This is a genomic window from Natronospira elongata, assembly GCF_034931365.1.
Taxonomy (GTDB): Bacteria; Pseudomonadota; Gammaproteobacteria; order Natronospirales; family Natronospiraceae; genus Natronospira; species Natronospira elongata.
In genome coordinates this window covers 35,034-54,005 of record NZ_JAYGII010000020.1, presented here as the reverse complement: position 1 = coordinate 54,005, position 18,972 = coordinate 35,034, and the positions used below count along the sequence as shown (strand labels likewise).

Here is an 18,972-nt window from a genome sequence, read left to right as displayed (position 1 = left end):
TGGTGCCCTTCGGGGAATTCTTCCCGGTGCCGGATTTCGTGCGCAACTGGATGCGGATGATGAACCTGCCCTACTCGGATTTCGAGCGAGGCGGTCTGGACCAGGAGCCCCTGACCATCGGCGGCCATCCGGTGGGGGCCTCCATCTGCTATGAAGATGTCTTTCCCCGGGTCATTCGACCACCGCTGCCGGAGGCCACCCTGCTGGTCAATGTCAGTAACGATGCCTGGTTTGGTGAGTCCATCGCCCCCCATCAGCATCTTGAGATCGCCCGCATGCGTAGTCTCGAAAGCGGCCGCGAGATGCTCCGGGCCACCAACACCGGTGTTTCGGCCATCATTGATCACCAGGGCCGGGTGCGGGAGCGCCTGCCCCAGTTCGAGACCGATGCCCTGGTGGGGGAATTCCAGCACCGGGAAGGGGCAACACCGTTTGTGCTGACCGGCAACTGGATCAATGTGCCGGTGTTCTTGCTGTTGATTGGCTTGGGGGTTTGGCTTGGGAGGGTTAGGGGTAAGGGGCAATCCTTCTGCTGTAGGAGCGGATTCATCCGCGATAGGGGCTCGGTCAAAGCCTTGATCGCGGATGAATCCGCCCCTACGACTGCCTACTCCCGCGCATCCGCGCGGGCCAGCGCTTCGATGCGCAGGACCACGGACTGAACGATTTCCTCTTCCAGGGAGCGGGCGACGCGGCGGGTTTCCTGGGAGATGCCAAGGGGGTCTTCGGCGTCGGTGCTGATGTCGCGGTTGAGGACCATGCGCTGGCGTTCCACCAGGGTGTTGCCGTCCCGATCTCGGACGTCGAACTCGATGTGGTAAATGACCCGCAGTTCTTCGGGGCGGCCACGGAGGTTGACCGAGAGCACTTCCCGGCTCGAACCCGACTCCAGGACCCGCAGGATGGCGGTGGCCTCCTCCCGGTCCCAGCTGACTCTTGAATCACCACTGTCGAGCAGGCGGCGGAGCTCCCGCGCCAGGGGGCCGTGGGGATCACCGCTGTCGATATAGATGACCGCCATCTCTTCCGGCAACTGAGGCGCACCGCGCAACTGCCAGCCACAGGCGGTGAGGGCCAGGCTCAGAGCCAGGAGGCAGATTGTCAGGGTCTTTTGCACGGTGTCAGTCTCGTTCGAAAGATGTAGCAGCCCGGGTTGCATACCGCCGTAGGAGCGGATTCATCCGCGATCATGGCTTCGGCCGCCCCCTATCGCGGATGAATCCACTCCTACGGTGGGGCCACACCCTCTTGGGTTATTTCTCTCTGCGCTCTTGGCGCCCTCTGCGCGAGGCCGCTCTTCACACGACAATATTCACCAGCTTGCCGGGCACGACGATGACCTTGCGCAGGTCTTTGCCCTCGGTATGGCGCTGGACGTTGTCGTCGGCCAGGGCCATGTCCTGGATGGCCTGCTTGTCGGCATCGGCAGGGACCTGGATGCGGGCGCGGAGTTTGCCGTTGACCTGCACGGCGATCTCGAGCTCGTCTTTCTCGAGTGCGTCCGGATCGTGCTTGGGCCAGGCCGCGTCCACCACCATGCCCTCGTGGCCCAGGTCTTCCCAGAGCTGCTGAGTGATATGGGGGACGATGGGCGAGAGAACCAGCACGGCCGATTCCAGGGCCTCGTGCACCACGGCGCGGCCCTGCTCCGATCCGTCCTTGAAGCGGGCCACGGCGTTCATCAGTTCCATCACCGCGGCGATGGCGGTGTTGAAGGTATAGCGGCGCCCGATGTCATCGTCCGCCTTGGCCAGCATTTCATGGGTCTGGCGGCGAAGGTCTTTCTGGGCCCCATTGAGGGCCGAAACATCCAACGTGGGGGCCGGTCCGGCAGCCACATGTTCCTGCACGGAGCGCCAGAAACGTTTCAGAAAGCGTTGCGCGCCTTCCACCCCGGCATCGGACCATTCCAGGCTCTGTTCGGGCGGCGCGGCAAACATGGAAAACAGACGGGCGGTATCGGCACCGTACTGATCCACCATGGCCTGGGGATCCACACCGTTGTTCTTTGACTTGGACATCTTCTCGACGCCGCCGATTTCCACCGGCTGACCGTCCTGCTTGAGTCGCGCAGCAGTCACCCGACCCTTGTCGTCGCGCTCCACTTCCACATCGGCGGGATTGAACCACTGCTTGCGGCCGCCCTCGCCTTGCCGATAGAAGGTCTCGGCCACCACCATGCCCTGGGTGAGGAGATTGGCGAAGGGCTCATTGCCCTCCACCAGGCCCATGTCGCGCATGGCCTTGTGGAAGAAGCGGGCGTAGAGCAGGTGCATGACGGCGTGTTCCACGCCGCCGATGTACTGGTCCACCGGCAGCCAGTACTTGGCGCGCTCGTCCAGCATGCTGCTGTCGGCATCCGGGCTGGCGAAGCGGGCGTAGTACCAGGAGGACTCGAAGAAGGTATCGAAGGTGTCGGTTTCACGCTCGGCCTTGCCACCACACTGGGGACAGGTGGTTTCATGGAACTCGGGCATTTTCTTGAGCGGCGAGCCGGAGCCGTCAAATTCCACCTCTTCCGGCAGCACCACCGGCAGGTCCTTTTCCGGGACCGGCACCGCGCCGCAGTCGGAGCAGTTGATCACCGGGATGGGCGCGCCCCAATAACGCTGACGGGAGATGCCCCAGTCACGCAGGCGGTAATTGACTTGGCGGCGACCCAGGCCCTTGGCCTCCAGCCAGTCGGCGATTTTGTCGAAAGCCTGTTCGGAAGTGAGACCGTCATAGTCGCCGGAATTGACCAGCACGCCGTAGTCGGTGAAGGCCTCGGCCTGGATATCGATCTGCTCACCACTGCTGGGGGCAATGACCTGGCGGATGGGCAGATCATACTTCTGGGCGAACAGGTGATCACGCTCGTCATGGCCGGGCACGGCCATGAGGGCGCCGGTGCCGTAACCCATGAGCACGAAGTTGGCCGCGAACACGGGGATCTCGTCACCGGTGACCGGATGAAGGGCCTTGATGCCCAGATCCATGCCCCGCTTCTCCATGGTTTCCATGGCGGCCTCGGAGACCTGGGCCTTGCGGCACTCCTCAATGAAGTCGGCCAGTCCGGGGTTGTTTTGGGCCGCGGCCTGGGCCATGGGATGCTCGGCAGCCACCGCCATATAGGTGGCCCCCATCAGGGTGTCGGGGCGCGTAGTGTATACAGTGAGCTGCTCGTCACTGTCCTTGATCTGAAAGCTCAGCTCGACGCCCTCGGAACGGCCGATCCAGTTGCGCTGCATGGTGCGCACCGCTTCCGGCCAGCCGTCGCCCAGGGTCTCGTCCAGATCCTTGAGAAGCTCGTCGGCATAGGCGGTGGTCTTCACGAACCACTGGGGAATCTCGCGACGCTCCACCGGCGCGCCGGAGCGCCAGCCCTTGCCATCCACCACCTGTTCATTGGCGAGCACGGTCTGATCCACCGGGTCCCAGTTGACCACGGCGTTCTTTTTATAGACCAGGCCCTTTTCCAAAAGCCTGGTGAAGAACCACTGTTCCCAGCGATAGTAGTCGGGATCGCAGGTGGCGAACTCCCGTGACCAATCGAAACCGAAACCCAGGGTCTTGAACTGCTCGCGCATGGCGGTGATGTTCTTCCGCGTCCAACGCGCGGGGGGCACCTGACGTTCAATCGCCGCGTTCTCCGCCGGCAGGCCGAAGGCATCCCAGCCCATGGGCTGAAGCACATTCTTGCCGCGCATGCGCTGGGAGCGGCTGATCACATCCCCGATGGTGTAGTTGCGAACGTGGCCCATGTGCAGGCGGCCGCTGGGATAGGGGAACATGCACAGGCAATAGAACTTGTCCTTGCTGCTGTCCTCCACGACCTCGAAGGTCTTTTCCGTTTCCCAGCGCTGCTGGACCCGGGCTTCAATCTCCTTGGGGGAATAGTCTCGGCTCATTGCTCGGTCTTTTTCTGGTGGTCTTGGACTTGAGATCGGGGCAAGAGGGGGATTTTAACAGCTTGGCGGCGGGATTGCGGGGGTGGTCGGCGCAGCACGCGGGCGGCAGAAAAATGCCGTAGGAGCGGATTCATCCGCGATCCGGGCTTCGATGAGCCATTGATCGCGGATGAATCCGCTCCCACGGCGGGGTGAGGAGGATCCTTCTCAGCTCGCCTGGGGTAGCTGGTAGCTGCGCAGACGGCGGGCGAAGTCCTGGAGGTAGCGGATGCCGGATTGCTCGGCTTCGATACACCACTCCCTGAAGCGGGCCAGAAGCTGGTCGTTCTGGGCGGTGGTCTCCCAGATCTCACGCAGACGCTCACGGTAGCTGTACACCGTCTCCAGCTCGTCGTGTTCCTTGAGCAGATTGATCAGGTGGCGACGCTCGCGGGTATCAAGCAGTTCGGGGTCACGGACCAGCAGCTTGCGGGCCCGGCGCATGAAACGCCGGCCACGGTCGTTGAGCGACTCGCGCAGCATGGGGATGGTGACCATGCTGCTGTAATGTCGCAGCACATGCAGGCGGTTCTGGATCACGGCCCGCACGGTTTCCAGGTCCATGTGATGAGGCTCCACCACCTTCTCGCCCAGAATGGGCTTGGGGGCAACCCGGCGGATCTTCGCCAGGCCCACGGCACTCAGGGCCTTGAGCCAGACCCAGCCGATGTCGAACTCCCAGGGGCGCAGATTGAACTTGGCGGAGCTGGGGAAGGCATGGTGGTTGTTGTGCAGTTCTTCGCCACCCAGGAACAGTCCCACCGGCGACACGTTGGTGGCCGCATCCCGGCATTCGAAATTGCGGTAGCCCCAGTAATGACCAATACCGTTGACCACACCGGCGGCCAGCAGGGGGATGGTCATCATCTGAATGGCCCAGATGGTCAGCCCCAGGGCCCCGAAGATGGCGATATTGATGACCAGCAGGGAGGCCACGCCAAGATAGGAGAAGCGGTTATAGACATTGCGCTCGATCCAGTCGTCGACGGTCCCGCGGCCGTATTTCTGGACCGTTTCCGCCTGTTCGGCTTCCTGCTGATAGAGCTCGGCGCCCTGGAAGAACACCTTGCGCAGCCCCAGGACCTGGGGGCTGTGGGGGTCGTCCTCGGTCTCGCAGCGAGCATGGTGCTTGCGATGCACCGCGACCCATTCCTTGGTGACGATGCCAGTGGTCAGCCACAGCCAGAAACGAAATACATGCCGCACGGCCGGGTGCAGATCCACTCCCCGGTGAGTCTGATCACGGTGGAGAAAGAGGGTCACGGCCATGACGGTGAGGTGGGTCGCCAGCAGGGCGTAGAGAACATAGGCCCAGCCGGGCAGGCCCAGCAGACCGTTGGAAAGCAGATCAAGGAACATTACGAGCAACGACTCCCAAAAAAATCATTCATCAATTGACCATTGTACGCGACCGCGCCCCCTGGGCCAGGCCGCTGGTCAGCAAACCCTAGACCTTCCGCGCCAGTCGAATGTTACCGATCTCATCCAGCCAGGCGGACCAACCGGGGGCCACCCAGGTGGTTCCCACCGGGTCGATGATGCGCAGGGGACCGGACTGGGCCGGCGAGCGCGGCAACTGCTTTCGCTCCAGGGTGACAATACTGGGACCGTCCTCACCCCGCCCCGGTTCCTCCCCGGCGACCGATTCCGTTGCCGCCAGTTGCAGGCCGGGTGCCGGACCGGTGGCGGACAGGCGCAGGCTAACCAATTCCACCGGCATATCCAGGGCATGACCATAGGCCGCCCGATGGGCCTGGTGAAAGTCCTCCGGGCCAAGACCCTCTTCGCCCCAGTCCAGGGTCAGGGCGTGGGACTGGCCCTGGTAGCGAAGATCGGCCCGGCGCTGGAAATCAATTTCCGAGGCGGCCACGCCGTCCTGCTCCAGCGCCGCACGGGCCTGGGCTTCCAGCTCGCCATAGACATCCCGCATGGCTTCGGGGGCCAGTCGGTCCAGGCGCTCAAGAATGGAGCGGGACAGCTCTCGTGCTGGGGCGGTGACCGTCATGCCCAGGGCCGAGAGGACCCCGGCATGGACCGGCACCAGGGCCCGGTCCATGCCCAGACGCTCGGCCAGGGCACAGACATGGAGGCCGCCGGCACCGCCGAAGGAAACCAGCACGAAATCCCGGGGATCGCGGCCCCGCTCGATGCTTATCACCCGCAGGGCCCCCGCCATGGCCTCTTCCACCACGGTGAGCACGCCCTGGGCGGCCGCCTCCAGGTCCTTGCCCAGAGCCTCGGCCAATGGCTGAAAGGCCCGACGGGCGGCATCGTGATCCAGGGAGAGACCGCCACCGAAGCCGGTCGCCGGGATCCGCCCCAGCAGCAGATTGGCATCGGTCACCGTGGGTGCCGTACCGCCACGCCCGTAGCAGGCCGGACCCGGGTCGGCACCGGCGGAGGCCGGCCCCACCCGCAGCACCCCGCCCTCGTCGAGGCGGGCAATGGAGCCGCCACCGGCCCCGATGGTGTGCAGATCGACCATGGGGACCGGGACCGGCAGATGCCCGTCCCCGGCGGTGATCTGACCGCTGTCCGTGAGCCGAATGTGGCCGTCGATCATGCTGACATCACTGGAGGTCCCGCCCATGTCGAAACTCATCAGACGCTGTTCACCGATACGCCGTCCAAGTTCCTCGGCGCCCCGCAGGCCGCCGGCCGGGCCGGACAGCAAGAGATGGACGGCGCGGGCGGCGGCGGCTGACGCGTCCATCAAGCCGCCCCCGCTTTGCATGATCTGCAGGCGGGCGCCGGGCAGCCCCTCGGCCAGGCGGGCAATATAGTCCGCGACCCGTGGCCCCACATAGGCATTGAGCCAGGTGGCCATGCCGCGCTCGTATTCCTTGTACTCGGGAAGCACCTCGGAGGACAGGGAGATGAAGAGATCCCCGGGCAGGGCCTCGCGGATGCGCTGTTCGTGCTCCTCATTGCGAAAGGAAAAGAGCAGATTGACGGCCACCGCTTCCACATCCTGCTCGCGCAGCCATTCCCTGAGCGCGCCCAGATCCGACTCGCCCAGTGGGGACAGCTCGCGACCCTCGGCATCCACCCTTGCCGAGACGCCAAAACGGGGCAGGCCCTGCAGCGGCCCCCGATTTACCGGCGGGGTCAGGTCATAAAGCCGGGGCCGATTCTGCCGGCCGATCAGCAGTACATCCTCCAGGCCGGCGTTGGCCACATAGGCCGTGCGCGCGCCCTTGCCTTCCAGCACCGCGTTGGTGGCCACGGTGGAACCATGGGCAATGCGAAGCCCGGCCGGGTCCAGGCCCATCTCCCGAATCCCCTGAAGAATGGCCTCCTCGGGGGCATGGGGCGTGGACAGGACCTTGTGTACACGGACCTCGTCGCCGTCGAGAAGGACGAAATCGGTGAAGGTACCGCCAGTGTCGATGCCGAGAATCATGCCGGGGAGTTTAATGGGGTAAGAAGGTAAGGGGTAAGGGGTGAGGAGAAAGTACATTGAATTGGCAGGCATGGGCGCCTCTGCTATACACTCGCCCGAGCCTTTCTTCTTGCGCGCTGACGACGAGGTGCCATGAGCAGCGACTTGCTGGTGGAATGTCGGGGGCTGGGTCGTGATTACGGCCAGCACAAGGCGGTGGACAATGTCGACTTCTCCCTGGAACGGGGGCAGGTGCTGGCCTTTCTGGGGCCCAATGGCGCCGGCAAGTCCACCACCATGAACATGCTGACCGGCTGCCTGGCCCCCAGCCGGGGCGAGGTAGGAATCTGCGGCATTGATCTGCTGGAGCAGCCGGCCGCGGCCAAGGCGCGACTGGGCTATCTGCCCGAGCATCCGCCCCTCTACCCCGAGCTGACGGTGGACGAGTACCTGCGTTTTACCGCCCGCCTGCGAGGCCTGCCCCGCAAACAACTGGGTGGCGCCGTGGCCCGGGCCAAGCAACGCTGCGGCCTCACTCGCGAGGCCGGCCAGCTGATCGGGCGCCTGTCACGCGGCTACCAGCAACGGGTGGGCATTGCCCAGGCGATCATCCACGAACCCGACCTGGTGATCCTGGATGAACCCACGGTGGGCCTGGACCCCAACCAGGTCCGGGAAATCCGGGAGCTGGTAGGCGAGCTGGCGAGCGATCACGGCATCATTCTGTCCACCCATATACTTCCCGAAGTCACCGCCACCTGCAGTCATGTACAGATCATGGTGGGCGGTCGTCTGGTCCATGCCGGCAGCCTGGCGGAACTGGAGCACCGTCCGGTCACCGGCCTGCGCGTGGGCTTCGTGCATGCAGTGGATCCCCAGGCCCTGTGGGAGCTGCCGGGTGTGGAGAGCGTGGAAAAGCGTGGTGACAATGAAGTCTTCATTCGCCACAAGGGGCGCGAGGATCTGGCCCCGGCCTGTGCGGAGCTGGCCATCAAGCGTCAGTGGGGACTGCGCTTCCTGGAGCCGGAGCGAACCAGTCTGGAGCAGCTTTTCGTCAATCTGACCAGCGGGGAACAGGAGGCGGCCGCATGACACTGACCATTGCCGCCCGGGAATTGCGCAGTCTGTTCCTGTCACCGCTGGCCTGGATCGTGCTGGCAGTGACCACCTTCATTCACGCCTGGATCTTTCTGGTCCAGGTCGATCTGTGGACCGATCAGTTGCAGCCGGCCTTTGCCGGCCAGGCGGAGGCGCCCGGCGTCACCGACATGATCGCCACGCCCCTGTTCGGCAGCGCGGCCATGATCCTGCTGATGGTGGTGCCCTTGCTGACCATGCGTCTGATCAGCGAGGAGAAACGCAGCGGCAGCCTGCGCCTGTTGCAGTCCTCGCCGGTGGGCAGCCGCCATGTCGTGCTTGGCAAGTTTCTGGCAGTGGGTGCCCTGCTCGCCATCATGGTGACCCTGGTGGCCCTGATGCCATTGAGTCTGTCGGTGGGCACGCAACTGGACCTGGGCAAGTGGGCGGCCGGCGCCCTGGGTCTGCTTTTGATGACCGGTGCCTTTGCCTCGGCGGGCCTGTATTTCTCCAGCCTCACCCGCCAGCCGGTGGTGGCCGCCATTGCCAGCTTCGGTCTGCTCATTCTGCTGTGGATGATCGACTGGGCCGCGGATGCCGAGGCCGGTGCCGGTGTGGTGGAGTATCTGTCTGTCATCGGCCATTTCCAGAACATGGCCCGGGGCCAGGTTGCCACGTCCGAACTGGCCTACTACGGCCTGTTCATGCTCACCTTCCTGGGCCTTGCCATTCATCGACTGGATAGTGAGCGTTTGCGGCCATGAAGATCGATCGGCGAACCCGTTGGAGCAATCGAGTCCAGCAGTGGACAACCGTGGTGCTGTTGCTGGCGGTGGTGATCGGCCTGGCGCTGTTGAGCCATCGCTATTCCACCAGCTTCGATTGGACCCATGGCGCCCGCGGCAGTCTCTCCGAGCCCAGCCGGGAACTGCTCCAGACCCTGGAAGAGCCGCTGCGTTTCACGGTTTTCCTGGGCGAGGACACCGCCCTGCGGGATCGGGTGCGCACAGTGGTGGATCGTTATCGTCGGGCCGAGGACAGCATTGAGCTGCGTTTTGTGGATCCGGACCGGGAGCCGGCGATCAGCCGCGAATACGGGGTGACCCAGCCGGGACAGGTCTTTGTGGAAGTGGGCGACCAGCGCGAGGAAGTGGACCGCTTCACCGAGGCCGGCATTACCAATGCCATTGCCCGTGCGGCCCGAGCCAGTGAGCGTTATCTGGTCTTTACCCGCGGCCATGGCGAAGCCGACCCCCTGGGTGAGGGCGGCAGCGACCTGGGACAACTGGGCAATCATCTCAAGGAACGGGGCCTGAGTGTGCAGCGGGTCAACATTGCCCGCGACGGCATCCCCGACAATACCGCGGTTCTGGTGATTGCCGGCAGCCAGGGCAACTGGATGGACGGGGAGATCGATCACCTGCGGGATTATCTTGACCAGGGCGGCAATCTGGTCTGGCTGGTGGACCCCCACGGCAGCCCGCCCATGGCCCTGGCCGATCATCTGGGACTGGGGCTGGCCGAAGGGCTGGTCAAGGATCCCTCGGGCCGGGTACTGGGCATCGAAGACCCCGGCATGATTCTGGTCTTTCAGTATGAAGACAACCCGATCACCGGCGAGATTGATGCGGTGACCCTGATTCCCCACGCCACCATGGTGGATGCCTCCGGCATGGACGATTGGGAGCGCCAGTCCATGCTGCGCAGCAGCGGGGAATCCTGGCTGGAGACCCTGGATGGCGACCGCCTTAGCAGTGGCCCCATGCACCTGGGGCAGTTGCTGACACGGGAGCTGGAAACGGAGGGGGCCACCCTTGAGCAGCGAGTGGCGGTACTGGGCAGCCAGGCCGCGCTCAGCAATGCCTACATCGGCAACGGCGCCAACCTGGAACTGGGCCTGCGTCTATTCAACTGGGCGAGTGCGGACCCGGTCAGCCTCAACGTCCCCGTCCGCAGCGCCCCCGATCGGACCCTGGAACTCAGCTCCACCGCCTACACCGTCATCGGCGGTTTCTTCCTGCTCCTGCTCCCCGGCCTGTTGCTGCTTGCCGGTGGCCTGATCTGGTGGCGGCGGGGCTAGTAAGGCACTAGCGCTGACAGCGCGGGCAGAAATAGGTGGCCCGCTGAGCGATGACCGCCCGGCGGATGGCTGCGGCGCATTGCGGACAGGGTTCCCCGGCCCGGTCGTAGACATTGAGCGACTGGCTGAAGTAGCCAGGCATTCCGTCCGAATCCCGAAAATCCCGCAAGGTGGTCCCGCCCTGTTCGATGGCGGCGGCCAGGACCTGCTTGATGCGCGCTGCCAGTTGCCGATAACGGGCAAGGGCAATTCGACCGGCCGGCCGCCGGGGATGGATGCCGGCCAGGAAAAGGGCCTCGGAGGCATAGATATTGCCGACCCCCACCACCGTGGCCGAATCCATGATGAAGCTTTTCACCGGCGCCCGGCGGCCCCGGGACCGGGCATAAAGCCGCTCGGCGCTGAAATCCTCCGACAGGGGCTCGGGGCCGAGCGCAGCCAGGCGGGGATGTTCGGCGAGGGGGGCCTCGGTCCAGAGCAGGAAACCGAAGCGACGGGGGTCGTTGAAACGCAGGCAGTGGCCGTTCTCCAGGACCAGATCCACGTGGTCATGTTTTTCCGGGGCGCGGCCATCGGTGATGATACGCAGGCTGCCGGACATACCCAGATGCCAAAGCAGGCAGCCCCGGTCGGTTTCCACCAGCAGGTACTTGGCCCGACGGTTCACGGCCGTTACCCGCGCGCCCCCCAGACGCCGATCCAGACCGGGATCCACCGGCCAGCGCAGGCGGCTTTCACGCAGCACCAGACCCCGGATGATCTGCTCGCTGAGAAAGGGGGCGACGCCCCGCCGGGTGGTTTCGACCTCGGGTAGCTCGGGCATGGTTACTCAGTCGTCGTTGCCGGGCGGCAGAAGGGCGTCGGCCTCGCGAGCCGGGAATCGGTAGCGCAGGCCGGTGTCGGGGCTGGCCAGGACCAGACCCTCCTCGTCTTCCAATACAAGGAAACGTCGCTCACGACCGTCCACCAGGCGAACCGCCACAGCCGCTCCGTCTGCCTCGCCATCAAAGCCACTCAGCTTCCGGGCCCGGGCCGCCTGCCAGTTCTCGATCAGGCGTTCATTGTCCTCGGCCTGATAGGCCTCGGGCATGGGCTCGAGCCGCCAGCGCCCCTCGTCATCCCGGGTCAGTTCGTGTCCTGAAAAGGTAATGGCCTCGACGGCAGCGCCCGCGGGCAGCAGGCGATGGTCGAGAAACTCCCGGCCAGGCCGGTCAAACTGGAAGTAGACGATCTCATCCACCAGGACGATGTCATCATTGCCGCGCTGCACATAGCGGCGGCGATTGACCGGCTCGCCATCGCCCACGGCCAGACGCTCACCATCCACCTGAATCACCAGCACCGGTTCATCCAGGCCGAATTGTGCCGGCTCCACTTCTTCCAGGGGGTAACGGGCATGCACCGGGGCTCGCAGCAGGGGCAGTAACTGCCCCACCCGCTCCCGATCCGCCGGACCGCTTTCCGGTTCCTCCAGCCACCAGCCCTCATCGCGTCGTGCCATGCGCCAGCGCAGCTCGCCCTCGGCCTCGACAGAAACCTGGGACACCGCCGAGGGGTCCCGATCCAGCAAGGGGGCCTGGCCGGCCTGTTCCCGGCCCGCCAGCCAGAACAGCAGGCCGATCACCACAAGCCCGCCCACCAGGGCAATGTTCAACCGCGTTCTCGTCTGCATGGCAGGAACCTCTGAATACGCCCTGTCCGATCACTCATCCGGAAACGGTGAGCGCTGGGTCTCCACATAGACCTTGAGATAGGTCAGACCGCTCAACAGGTCCGACCCCAGGCGGTCTTCGAACATGATCGCCTGATAGCGACGCAGGGGGTTGAGGCCCACATCGCGGGTCACCCGCCAGGTCACGCGGTAGCGACCCCGTTCCGGCTCGATCTCAAACCGGCCGCGGGCCTCCACATGTGTTCCGAGTTGCAGACGATGAATGATAAAGGCACCCCGTTCGGTCCGATCGATTTCCAGCCGGCCCTCCGACTGCCGACCCTGTCCGCCCTCCCAGACGAACACCGCGCCCTCGCCTTGCTCGGCCCCTTCCTGGCGGGTATTGAAGGTCGGATCCCGCTGTAACCAGGGCAGCCAGCGGGAATAGCGTTTGGGCTGGGTAAGCGTCTGGTAGATCACCAGTTCCGGGGCCTGCATGGCCAATGAGCGCTTGACCGTCTGCTCGGCGGGCAGGAGCATGCCGATGCCCAGTACCAGCACGATCAGGCCGCTGACGACAGCCACGGTAAGCCAGCGCTTTTTTGCCTTGTTGTCCGCTTCCTGGTTCATGTGCCCTGCCTGTGTGGAGAATTTAGCATGAAGGATTGTACGCCAGACTGTAAACTTTCCCATCAGCCAATGGCACGTCCATCGAATCACCACGGGAGAGTGATTGCCATGTACCGTTTGAGCAGTATCTTCATCATCATTGCCCTGTTCGCCCTCACCGCCTGCGCGCCGGACCGGAGCGAACACCCCGAAGCGGTGGAAGATCCCCACTCCTTCGCCAATCCGGCCGAGGTGCGGGTGCGCCATGTCCACATGGACCTGGACGTGGATTTCGAGCGCCGGGTCCTGGACGGCTGGGCCCGACTGGATCTGGACTGGATGGATCGGCGCAGCCGCCGGGTGGTCCTGGATACCCGAGACCTGGAGATTCACCAGGTGGAGTATCGACAGGGGGATGAATGGCGTGAGGTGGATTTCGAGCTGGGCGAGGCCCATCGCCACAACGGCCGCCCGCTGGAAATCATTCTGCCCGCCCAGCTTGAGCAGATTCGCGTGCACTACACCACCAGCCCGGATGCGTCCGGCCTGCAATGGCTGACCCCGGAGCAGACCGCCGGCGGTGAACATCCCTTCCTGTTCAGTCAGGGCCAGCCCACCCACGCCCGCAGCTACGTGCCCCTTCAGGATGCCCCCCAGGTACGGATCACCTACAGTGCCGAGCTGCGTCCGCCGGAGGGCCTGTTCGCGGTCATGAGTGCCGAGAATGATCCCCATGCGGAACGGGACGGGGTCTTCCAGTTCAACATGCCGGAGGCAGTTCCGCCCTACCTCATCGCCCTGGCGGTGGGGGATCTGCATTTCGAGGAGATCAGCGACCGGGTGGGCGTCTATTCCGAGCCCCGTTACCTGGACGCAGCGGTTGAAGAATTCGCCGTCACCCAGCGCATGCTGGAGGAAGCCGAGGCCCGCTTCGGTGACTATGACTGGGGCCGTTACGACCTTCTGGTGCTGCCGCCCAGCTTTCCCTATGGCGGCATGGAAAACCCGCGGGTGTCCTTCGTCACCCCCACCATCATCGCCGGCGATGAAAGCCTGGTGTCCCTCATCTCCCATGAGCTGGTCCACTCCTGGGCTGGCAATCTGGTCAACAACGCCGCCTGGCGTGACCTGTGGCTGAATGAGGGCGTAACCGTCTACATGGAATACCGCAACATGGAAGACGTCTATGACCGGGAGCGGGCCGACATGCAGTCGGTGATCGGCTACCAGGGTTTGCAGTCGGCACTGGCAAGCCTGCCCCCGGAACGCCAGATACTGGCCATTGACCTCACCGGTCAGTCAGCGGATGAAGTCTTCAGCCTGATTCCCTATCAGAAGGGCCGGCTGTTCATCACCGAGATCGAGGAACGGTTTGGCCGCGAGAAGACCGACGACTTCCTGCGTGGCTATTTCCAGCGTTTCGCCTTCCAGGCCATCACCACCGAGCAGTTCCGCGACCATCTGCTGGAGAACCTGATCAAGGGTAATGAAGACATCATGTCGGTGGAACGGGTGGATGAGTGGATCTACGAGCCCGGCATGCCGGAGGGCTATCCGGAACCCCGCTCGAAAGCCTTTGAGCGGGTCGATGCCATGAAGGCCAAATGGCTGGACGACGAGATCGGCATCAGCGACCTCCGTAACGATGACTGGCATGCCCTGCAGTGGGTGTACTTCCTCAACAACCTGCCAGAGGAACTCTCCCGGGCCCGCATGGATGCCCTGGACGAGGCCTTCGACCTCACCCATTCGCCCAACTATGAAATCGCCGCCGCCTGGCTGGAGATCGCCATTCGCAATGACTATGGCCCGGCCATGGAACGGGTGCGCGAATTCCTGCTGGAAGTGGGCCGCATGAAGTTCCTGCGCCCCCTCTACAGCGCCCTGGTGGAAGCCGACCGGGAAAAAGCCGAGGCCATCTACGAAGAAGCCCGCCCCGGCTACCACCCCCTCGGCCGCGCCACCGTGGAAGCCCTGCTCTATCCCGAGGGAGAGAGCGACGACGAAGCCTACTGAACCGACTGGCTTCTAATGACGAAAACGGGGCCGGCTTCTGCCGGCCCCGTTTCTTTGAGAGACATATCTAGCTGAACAGTGCGATTGCGCTCACCGCCATTGCATTGATATGAGATCATGACGGGACTGAATTGATCAGAGGTTCCTTAGTAAATCGAAAAAATTCAACCATGAAGTAATGAGCCTGCCACCTGCTTACCTCAGGTGGCAGGCTCTTTTCTTTTACCTGGGAGCTACCGCTGGAAAAAAGCCCTCAATGAGAAGTCTTGGAAGCCTCACCATAGACAGGATACTCATGTTTCTTGACCAACAGCTCGCCAAAGTCGTCGGCGGGCATCGGGCGATCAAATAGATAGCCTTGAACACCCCGAAAGCCGAGCTGCTTGAGCCGCCTGGCCTCTTCGGGGGTCTCGACCCCTTCGGCAACCGTTCTCTTGCCGAGCCGACTGGTCATGTCGCGCATGGTCTGGACGAGAAGATCGTTTTCCACATCATCGGGTATACCACGGACAAAGGCACGATCTATCTTGATGTAGTCAAAGGGGAAGCGTTTGAGGTAGGCGAGACTGGAGTAACCGGTGCCAAAATCATCCATGGCCATGTCATGACCATGAGTCTTGAGTTCTCGAAGGCGAGAAATTATTACCTCCGGATCCCGCATGGCCATGCTTTCGGTCATTTCAAGAATCAAGCTGCCTGCCTGGCCGTTCGCTCGGTCCATCAACTGGGCACTGTAATCCAGGAAATCCGGGGTCTCCAGCTGAATCCGGGATACATTCACACCGATTTGGAGGCCATCACTGTCTGGCCATTGATGCAGGCCCCGGATCGCTTCTTCCAAGACCCAGGCCCCCACATCATGAATGCCCCCATTGTGCTCCAGCATGGGAATGAAGTGCCCTGGAGAGACGAGGCCCAATCGAGGGTGCTCCCAGCGAATCAGGGCCTCCGCACCAAGGATGGCGCCCGTATCCAGGTCAACCACCGGCTGCATGAACAGGCGAAACTGCTTCTTCTCCAGGGCATGGTTAAGGGCATTCTCGATATTGAACAGTTGCCGCGCCTTCTCATCCGCCCGCTTGAAGAACACGATATCATTTCCAGGCTCAGCCGCCGAGACGGCCTTGTCCGCGGCCAGCACCAGCTCATCGACGGTTTGACCATCCCGGGGATAACAGGCGATGCCGGCGCAAACTCCGATCTGAACTGTCTCACCCGCCAATCTATATGGCCGATTCACCCGGCTCAGAATATCGCGCACAAGCTCTTCGGCAGCCTCGGGGGTGCAAGGCGGTGCCACCATGATCAGGAACTCATCCGATCCGGGACGGACCAGGGTGAGATCCGCCCGGCCCAGTCGCTGCAGGCGCCGTGCGATGCCCATGAGGATGGCATTGCCGGCACCTACCCCAAACGCATCATTGACACGATTGAGGCGGTCCACATCGAGCATGATGAAGGCGGCAGGCTCCCCCATGCACTCAGCGCGCGCCAATACGGCCGGCCCCAGATCACGGATGGCGGCCCGACCGGCCAGACCCGTCAATTCATCACGGGTGGCATTCACCGCCGCCCGATAGCCTCTCAACAAACCACGGGTGGCGCGGTGTACCAGGATGAACAGCAGGCTGGCTGTGACCAGCACGAAAAACCAGCCCTTCAGCGTCTGCGCCCAGGCCATGGTCGCTGAATCATCAATGATTCTTGCGAGCGCCTGATCGGAGAAGGCTATCCACAAGCCCGCCAGGAACGCATACAGGGTGGCAACTTGCAGCGCGCGCTTTGAGGGCGTGTCGCGGCGCAACCAGTGACCGGCTCTTGGCATACTCATGTCCTCCCATCCATTGGGTGTTCCCCCCATCCCTGGCAATGGAACCTGCCCTATCCCCTGGGCAGCTTATCCCGAAGTATAGTAGACATTACGCAAATTTCTGCCAATTGGCGGAGTTTTCCTAGCTGACTACTGCCGCATGAAACGAAACACCGCCGGGATGGAAACATCCCGGCGGTGTTGGGTGTGGGCAACGGAATGCCCACTAGCGCAGGACGGCCAGCTCCTGCAGGCGGGAGAGGTCGTTGGCGACACGCCAGGTGCCGCCGCTGTCCTCCACCCGGGCCTCCCACTGGGCCAGACGACGCTGATAGGCGCGGGGGTCGAAGTTATCGGTAGCGCGGCGGGTGACGTTGACCGCGACCACTTCCACCCCCTCCAGACCCAGGGGCATGTCCCGGTCCATGCCGGGCATGAGGTCCTCCTCCAGGTCCGAAACCATGAAGAGGGTCTTGCGTCCCGCCCCGCTTTCCCGGAGGAAATCACTTGCCAAAAGGACGCCGCCGGTGATGTCGCTGTGGGCGCTGGGCACGCTGAAACGCTCCATGAAGGCATCCAGTTCCGAACGCACGATGCGTTTTTGCTGGGTGGCCACGCTGGGACGGTGATCAAACTTCGTCCGGGCGATGTAGTTGCGCTCGGTGAAGCTGGAGTTGTCGATAAAGGCAATGGCGATGGAATCACCACTGGTCAACTGTCCCAGCACATAGTTGGTCAGATCCCTCGCCCGCTCCATCTCGGCGGCATAGTCACCATGGATGTCGATGAGAATGAAGACCGCCTGATTTCGGTTCTGTGCCTCGCCGCAGCCCGCCAGAGACAGAGCGGCGACCAGGGTTACAGCCATCGTCATTGATTGCAGGATTCGTTTCATCACTCATACCTCCCGCGGCTTGAGTCCAGGCTCGGTCTGGGCGCCCTTGCTCTTGCGACCGCCCTTGCCTGAATCCCGTTGTTGACGGCGGGCGCTGACCTGCTCCTTGACGCCATTGCTGCCCTGACGAATCAGGCGCTCGATACCCAGCGGCACCATCACGAACAGGTCATAAAGACTCACCATGACCTTGCTGGCGTGATTGGCGACACTGCCCACCGTGCGCACCACCAGGCGCAGCAGGCGCAACAAACCCAGGGCCACCAGACCCAGCACCGTGCGCATGGAGTTCATGAAGGCCTCCAGGGGGATGGCCACGAAGGCCAATGCGAATGGCAGGAAGAAGCCCAGCATCAACTGCGCCACCGAGGGAATCCAGCGAAACTGGGCCTCGGCCACCTCGGCCCCGGCCAGGGTCTGGGTCAGGGCTTCCCGGTCCTGGGCCAGCAGATCGCGCATATAGGCCAGTGAGGATTCGATGGCCGCGAAGATGAACAGGAGCGTGAAGGCGGCAATGGCCATGCGCTTGCGCATGCGATCATCCATGCGCCCGATCATGGGGAACAGGCGGGTGACCCTCAGCGATTCCAGCAGAAAGATCCCCATGGAAATCTCCAGCAGAATGATCACCAACGCGGCAATATCCGAGACCCGCACCGCGCCCACGTAGCTGGCGCCGCCCACCATCTCCGACATGGGCAGAGCAATCAGGTGAAAATTGATCAGGCCCCCAAAGGCGGCAATGATCAGCACGATGGTGGCGATGAAGAACTGGGTCAGGGACGAGGAAGCCAGGGCATGCACGGCCCGGTTCTCACCCTTGCGGATGCTCTCGTAGTTGGCCATGTGGCGATCAATGGCCCTGGACTGCTCTTCCAGGCTGGCCACCGACTTTTCCACTTTCGCCATGCTGGCATTGAGCTTGCGAAGTTCCGGCTGCATGGCATGCAGGATCCGGTGACGCTCGGCCACATTCTTCTGGTGGGCCTTGAGGGTTTCTCGGTGGGAGTTGGCCACCGTGGACCGGATGTTCTCCAGCACCTTGGCCACTGAAGGATCCGCCGTCTTGGGCAGGGCCTCAATGGTCTGGGTCACCTCGGCCCAGGCCGGCGGCAGGGGCGCCTCGGCGGTGGAGGCATGGTAATCGGCCTCCACTTTCTGCAATACATCGGAGAGCTTGCGGTGCAGATTGGGGTATTCCCCCAGGTCCCGCTCCACCACGGCATTGACCCGGGCGAACTCCCGTTCAATGGCCTTTTCGGTCTCTTCCCGGCCCTGGGCCAACAAGACATCCCGGTTGCGCTCGGATACCCGCTCCTCCAGCTGACGAATACTCTTCGCCGCCAGGCGCATGGCGCCATTCACTGCGCGCCCGGTATTGCGCAGCAGTTGATGGGCATGGGGCCGCCCGAAATACAGCAGCACCATGGCAATCACCAGCCAGACCCCCACCGACACTGCCGGCGAGTCTGACCAGACATACAAGATATCGGTCAACATAGTCGTCACCCCGTCTTTCCGGT

15 protein-coding genes are annotated in these 18,972 nt (G+C 63.4%); 5 read left to right on the top strand and 10 right to left on the bottom strand.

Features of this window, described 5'->3' with window-relative positions; genetic code table 11:
• Positions 1-662: apolipoprotein N-acyltransferase (gene lnt / locus VCB98_RS09760; RefSeq protein ID WP_346052108.1), on the top strand; the 662-nt coding region annotated here is incomplete at its 5' end.
• Here the strand turns inward: lnt and VCB98_RS09755 are convergent.
• From VCB98_RS09755 to VCB98_RS09740, 4 genes are all read right to left on the bottom strand, one after another.
• Positions 608-1,117, bottom strand: a complete 510-nt coding sequence (locus VCB98_RS09755) for an LPS-assembly lipoprotein LptE (RefSeq protein WP_346052106.1) — start codon at positions 1,115-1,117, stop codon at positions 608-610. The genes lnt and VCB98_RS09755 overlap by 55 nt on opposite strands.
• Before the next feature lie 181 nt (positions 1,118-1,298).
• Positions 1,299-3,890 carry a leucine--tRNA ligase gene (gene leuS / locus VCB98_RS09750; RefSeq protein ID WP_346052104.1) on the bottom strand — a complete coding sequence of 864 codons (2,592 nt, stop codon included), beginning with the start codon at positions 3,888-3,890 and terminating at the stop codon, positions 1,299-1,301.
• A 207-nt stretch (positions 3,891-4,097) separates the two neighbouring features.
• On the bottom strand, positions 4,098-5,288 hold the full coding sequence (locus VCB98_RS09745; RefSeq protein WP_346052102.1) for a DesA family fatty acid desaturase: 1,191 nt from the start codon (positions 5,286-5,288) through the stop codon (positions 4,098-4,100).
• A gap of 88 nt (positions 5,289-5,376) precedes the next feature.
• The gene (locus VCB98_RS09740) at positions 5,377-7,404 is read right to left on the bottom strand and encodes a hydantoinase/oxoprolinase family protein (RefSeq protein WP_346052100.1); all 2,028 of its coding nucleotides are present in this window, start codon (positions 7,402-7,404) and stop codon (positions 5,377-5,379) included.
• A gap of 60 nt (positions 7,405-7,464) precedes the next feature.
• On the opposite strand from VCB98_RS09740, the gene VCB98_RS09735 reads away from it, so the two are divergent.
• The 3 genes from VCB98_RS09735 to VCB98_RS09725 are packed head-to-tail and all read left to right on the top strand — an operon-like array spanning position 7,465 to position 10,468.
• Entirely contained in the window at positions 7,465-8,403 is a 939-nt protein-coding gene (locus VCB98_RS09735) for an ABC transporter ATP-binding protein (protein ID WP_346052096.1), read from the top strand.
• Positions 8,400-9,152 (top strand): ABC transporter permease, encoded by a 753-nt coding sequence (locus tag VCB98_RS09730; RefSeq protein WP_346052094.1) that lies wholly within the window; start codon positions 8,400-8,402, stop codon positions 9,150-9,152. The genes VCB98_RS09735 and VCB98_RS09730 overlap by 4 nt, the downstream gene beginning before the upstream one ends.
• The gene (locus tag VCB98_RS09725; protein ID WP_346052092.1) at positions 9,149-10,468 is read left to right on the top strand and encodes a GldG family protein; all 1,320 of its coding nucleotides are present in this window, start codon (positions 9,149-9,151) and stop codon (positions 10,466-10,468) included. The genes VCB98_RS09730 and VCB98_RS09725 overlap by 4 nt, the downstream gene beginning before the upstream one ends.
• A 7-nt stretch (positions 10,469-10,475) precedes the next feature.
• Here the strand turns inward: VCB98_RS09725 and mutM are convergent, their stop codons facing one another.
• From mutM to VCB98_RS09710, 3 genes are read right to left on the bottom strand one after another with little or no spacing between them, the layout of a single operon-like run.
• Positions 10,476-11,291, bottom strand: coding sequence for a bifunctional DNA-formamidopyrimidine glycosylase/DNA-(apurinic or apyrimidinic site) lyase (mutM, locus tag VCB98_RS09720; protein WP_346052090.1), 816 nt, complete (start codon positions 11,289-11,291; stop codon positions 10,476-10,478).
• 6 nt (positions 11,292-11,297) lie between these two features.
• Positions 11,298-12,140 (bottom strand): DUF4340 domain-containing protein, encoded by an 843-nt coding sequence (locus tag VCB98_RS09715; protein ID WP_346052088.1) that lies wholly within the window; start codon positions 12,138-12,140, stop codon positions 11,298-11,300.
• Positions 12,141-12,170: 30 nt separating this feature from the next.
• Complete coding sequence (locus tag VCB98_RS09710) at positions 12,171-12,749, bottom strand: SRPBCC family protein (protein WP_346052086.1); 579 nt, start codon at positions 12,747-12,749, stop codon at positions 12,171-12,173.
• A 108-nt stretch (positions 12,750-12,857) separates the two neighbouring features.
• Here VCB98_RS09710 and VCB98_RS09705 point away from each other — a divergent pair, with 108 nt between their 5' ends.
• Positions 12,858-14,744, top strand: coding sequence for a M1 family metallopeptidase (locus VCB98_RS09705; RefSeq protein ID WP_346052084.1), 1,887 nt, complete (start codon positions 12,858-12,860; stop codon positions 14,742-14,744).
• A gap of 253 nt (positions 14,745-14,997) precedes the next feature.
• On the opposite strand, the gene VCB98_RS09700 is transcribed toward VCB98_RS09705, so the two are convergent.
• The 3 genes from VCB98_RS09700 to VCB98_RS09690 all read right to left on the bottom strand — a co-directional run bounded on the left by VCB98_RS09700 (position 14,998) and on the right by VCB98_RS09690 (position 18,949).
• Positions 14,998-16,575: a putative bifunctional diguanylate cyclase/phosphodiesterase gene (locus VCB98_RS09700; RefSeq protein ID WP_346052082.1), complete on the bottom strand. Its 1,578-nt coding sequence runs from the start codon at positions 16,573-16,575 to the stop codon at positions 14,998-15,000.
• 205 nt (positions 16,576-16,780) lie between these two features.
• The gene (locus VCB98_RS09695; RefSeq protein WP_346052110.1) at positions 16,781-17,449 is read right to left on the bottom strand and encodes a VWA domain-containing protein; all 669 of its coding nucleotides are present in this window, start codon (positions 17,447-17,449) and stop codon (positions 16,781-16,783) included.
• Between the two features lie 3 nt (positions 17,450-17,452).
• On the bottom strand, positions 17,453-18,949 hold the full coding sequence (locus VCB98_RS09690) for a hypothetical protein (RefSeq protein ID WP_346052080.1): 1,497 nt from the start codon (positions 18,947-18,949) through the stop codon (positions 17,453-17,455).
• Positions 18,950-18,972: the final 23 nt, after the last annotated feature.

Bases quoted from the DNA above. Each gene is read 5' to 3' on its own strand.
- VCB98_RS09710 (WP_346052086.1), bottom strand. From the start codon at position 12,749: ATGAACCAGGAAGCGGACAACAAGGCAAAAAAGCGCTGGCTTACCGTG.
- VCB98_RS09730 (WP_346052094.1), top strand. From the start codon at position 8,400: ATGACACTGACCATTGCCGCCCGGGAATTGCGCAGTCTGTTCCTGTCA.
- VCB98_RS09735 (WP_346052096.1), top strand. From the start codon at position 7,465: ATGAGCAGCGACTTGCTGGTGGAATGTCGGGGGCTGGGTCGTGATTAC.
- VCB98_RS09745 (WP_346052102.1), bottom strand. From the start codon at position 5,288: ATGTTCCTTGATCTGCTTTCCAACGGTCTGCTGGGCCTGCCCGGCTGG.
- VCB98_RS09695 (WP_346052110.1), bottom strand. From the start codon at position 17,449: ATGAAACGAATCCTGCAATCAATGACGATGGCTGTAACCCTGGTCGCC.
- VCB98_RS09715 (WP_346052088.1), bottom strand. From the start codon at position 12,140: ATGCAGACGAGAACGCGGTTGAACATTGCCCTGGTGGGCGGGCTTGTG.
- leuS (WP_346052104.1), bottom strand. From the start codon at position 3,890: ATGAGCCGAGACTATTCCCCCAAGGAGATTGAAGCCCGGGTCCAGCAG.
- VCB98_RS09705 (WP_346052084.1), top strand. From the start codon at position 12,858: ATGTACCGTTTGAGCAGTATCTTCATCATCATTGCCCTGTTCGCCCTC.
- VCB98_RS09725 (WP_346052092.1), top strand. From the start codon at position 9,149: ATGAAGATCGATCGGCGAACCCGTTGGAGCAATCGAGTCCAGCAGTGG.
- VCB98_RS09700 (WP_346052082.1), bottom strand. From the start codon at position 16,575: ATGAGTATGCCAAGAGCCGGTCACTGGTTGCGCCGCGACACGCCCTCA.
- mutM (WP_346052090.1), bottom strand. From the start codon at position 11,291: ATGCCCGAGCTACCCGAGGTCGAAACCACCCGGCGGGGCGTCGCCCCC.
- VCB98_RS09690 (WP_346052080.1), bottom strand. From the start codon at position 18,949: ATGTTGACCGATATCTTGTATGTCTGGTCAGACTCGCCGGCAGTGTCG.
- VCB98_RS09740 (WP_346052100.1), bottom strand. From the start codon at position 7,404: ATGCCTGCCAATTCAATGTACTTTCTCCTCACCCCTTACCCCTTACCT.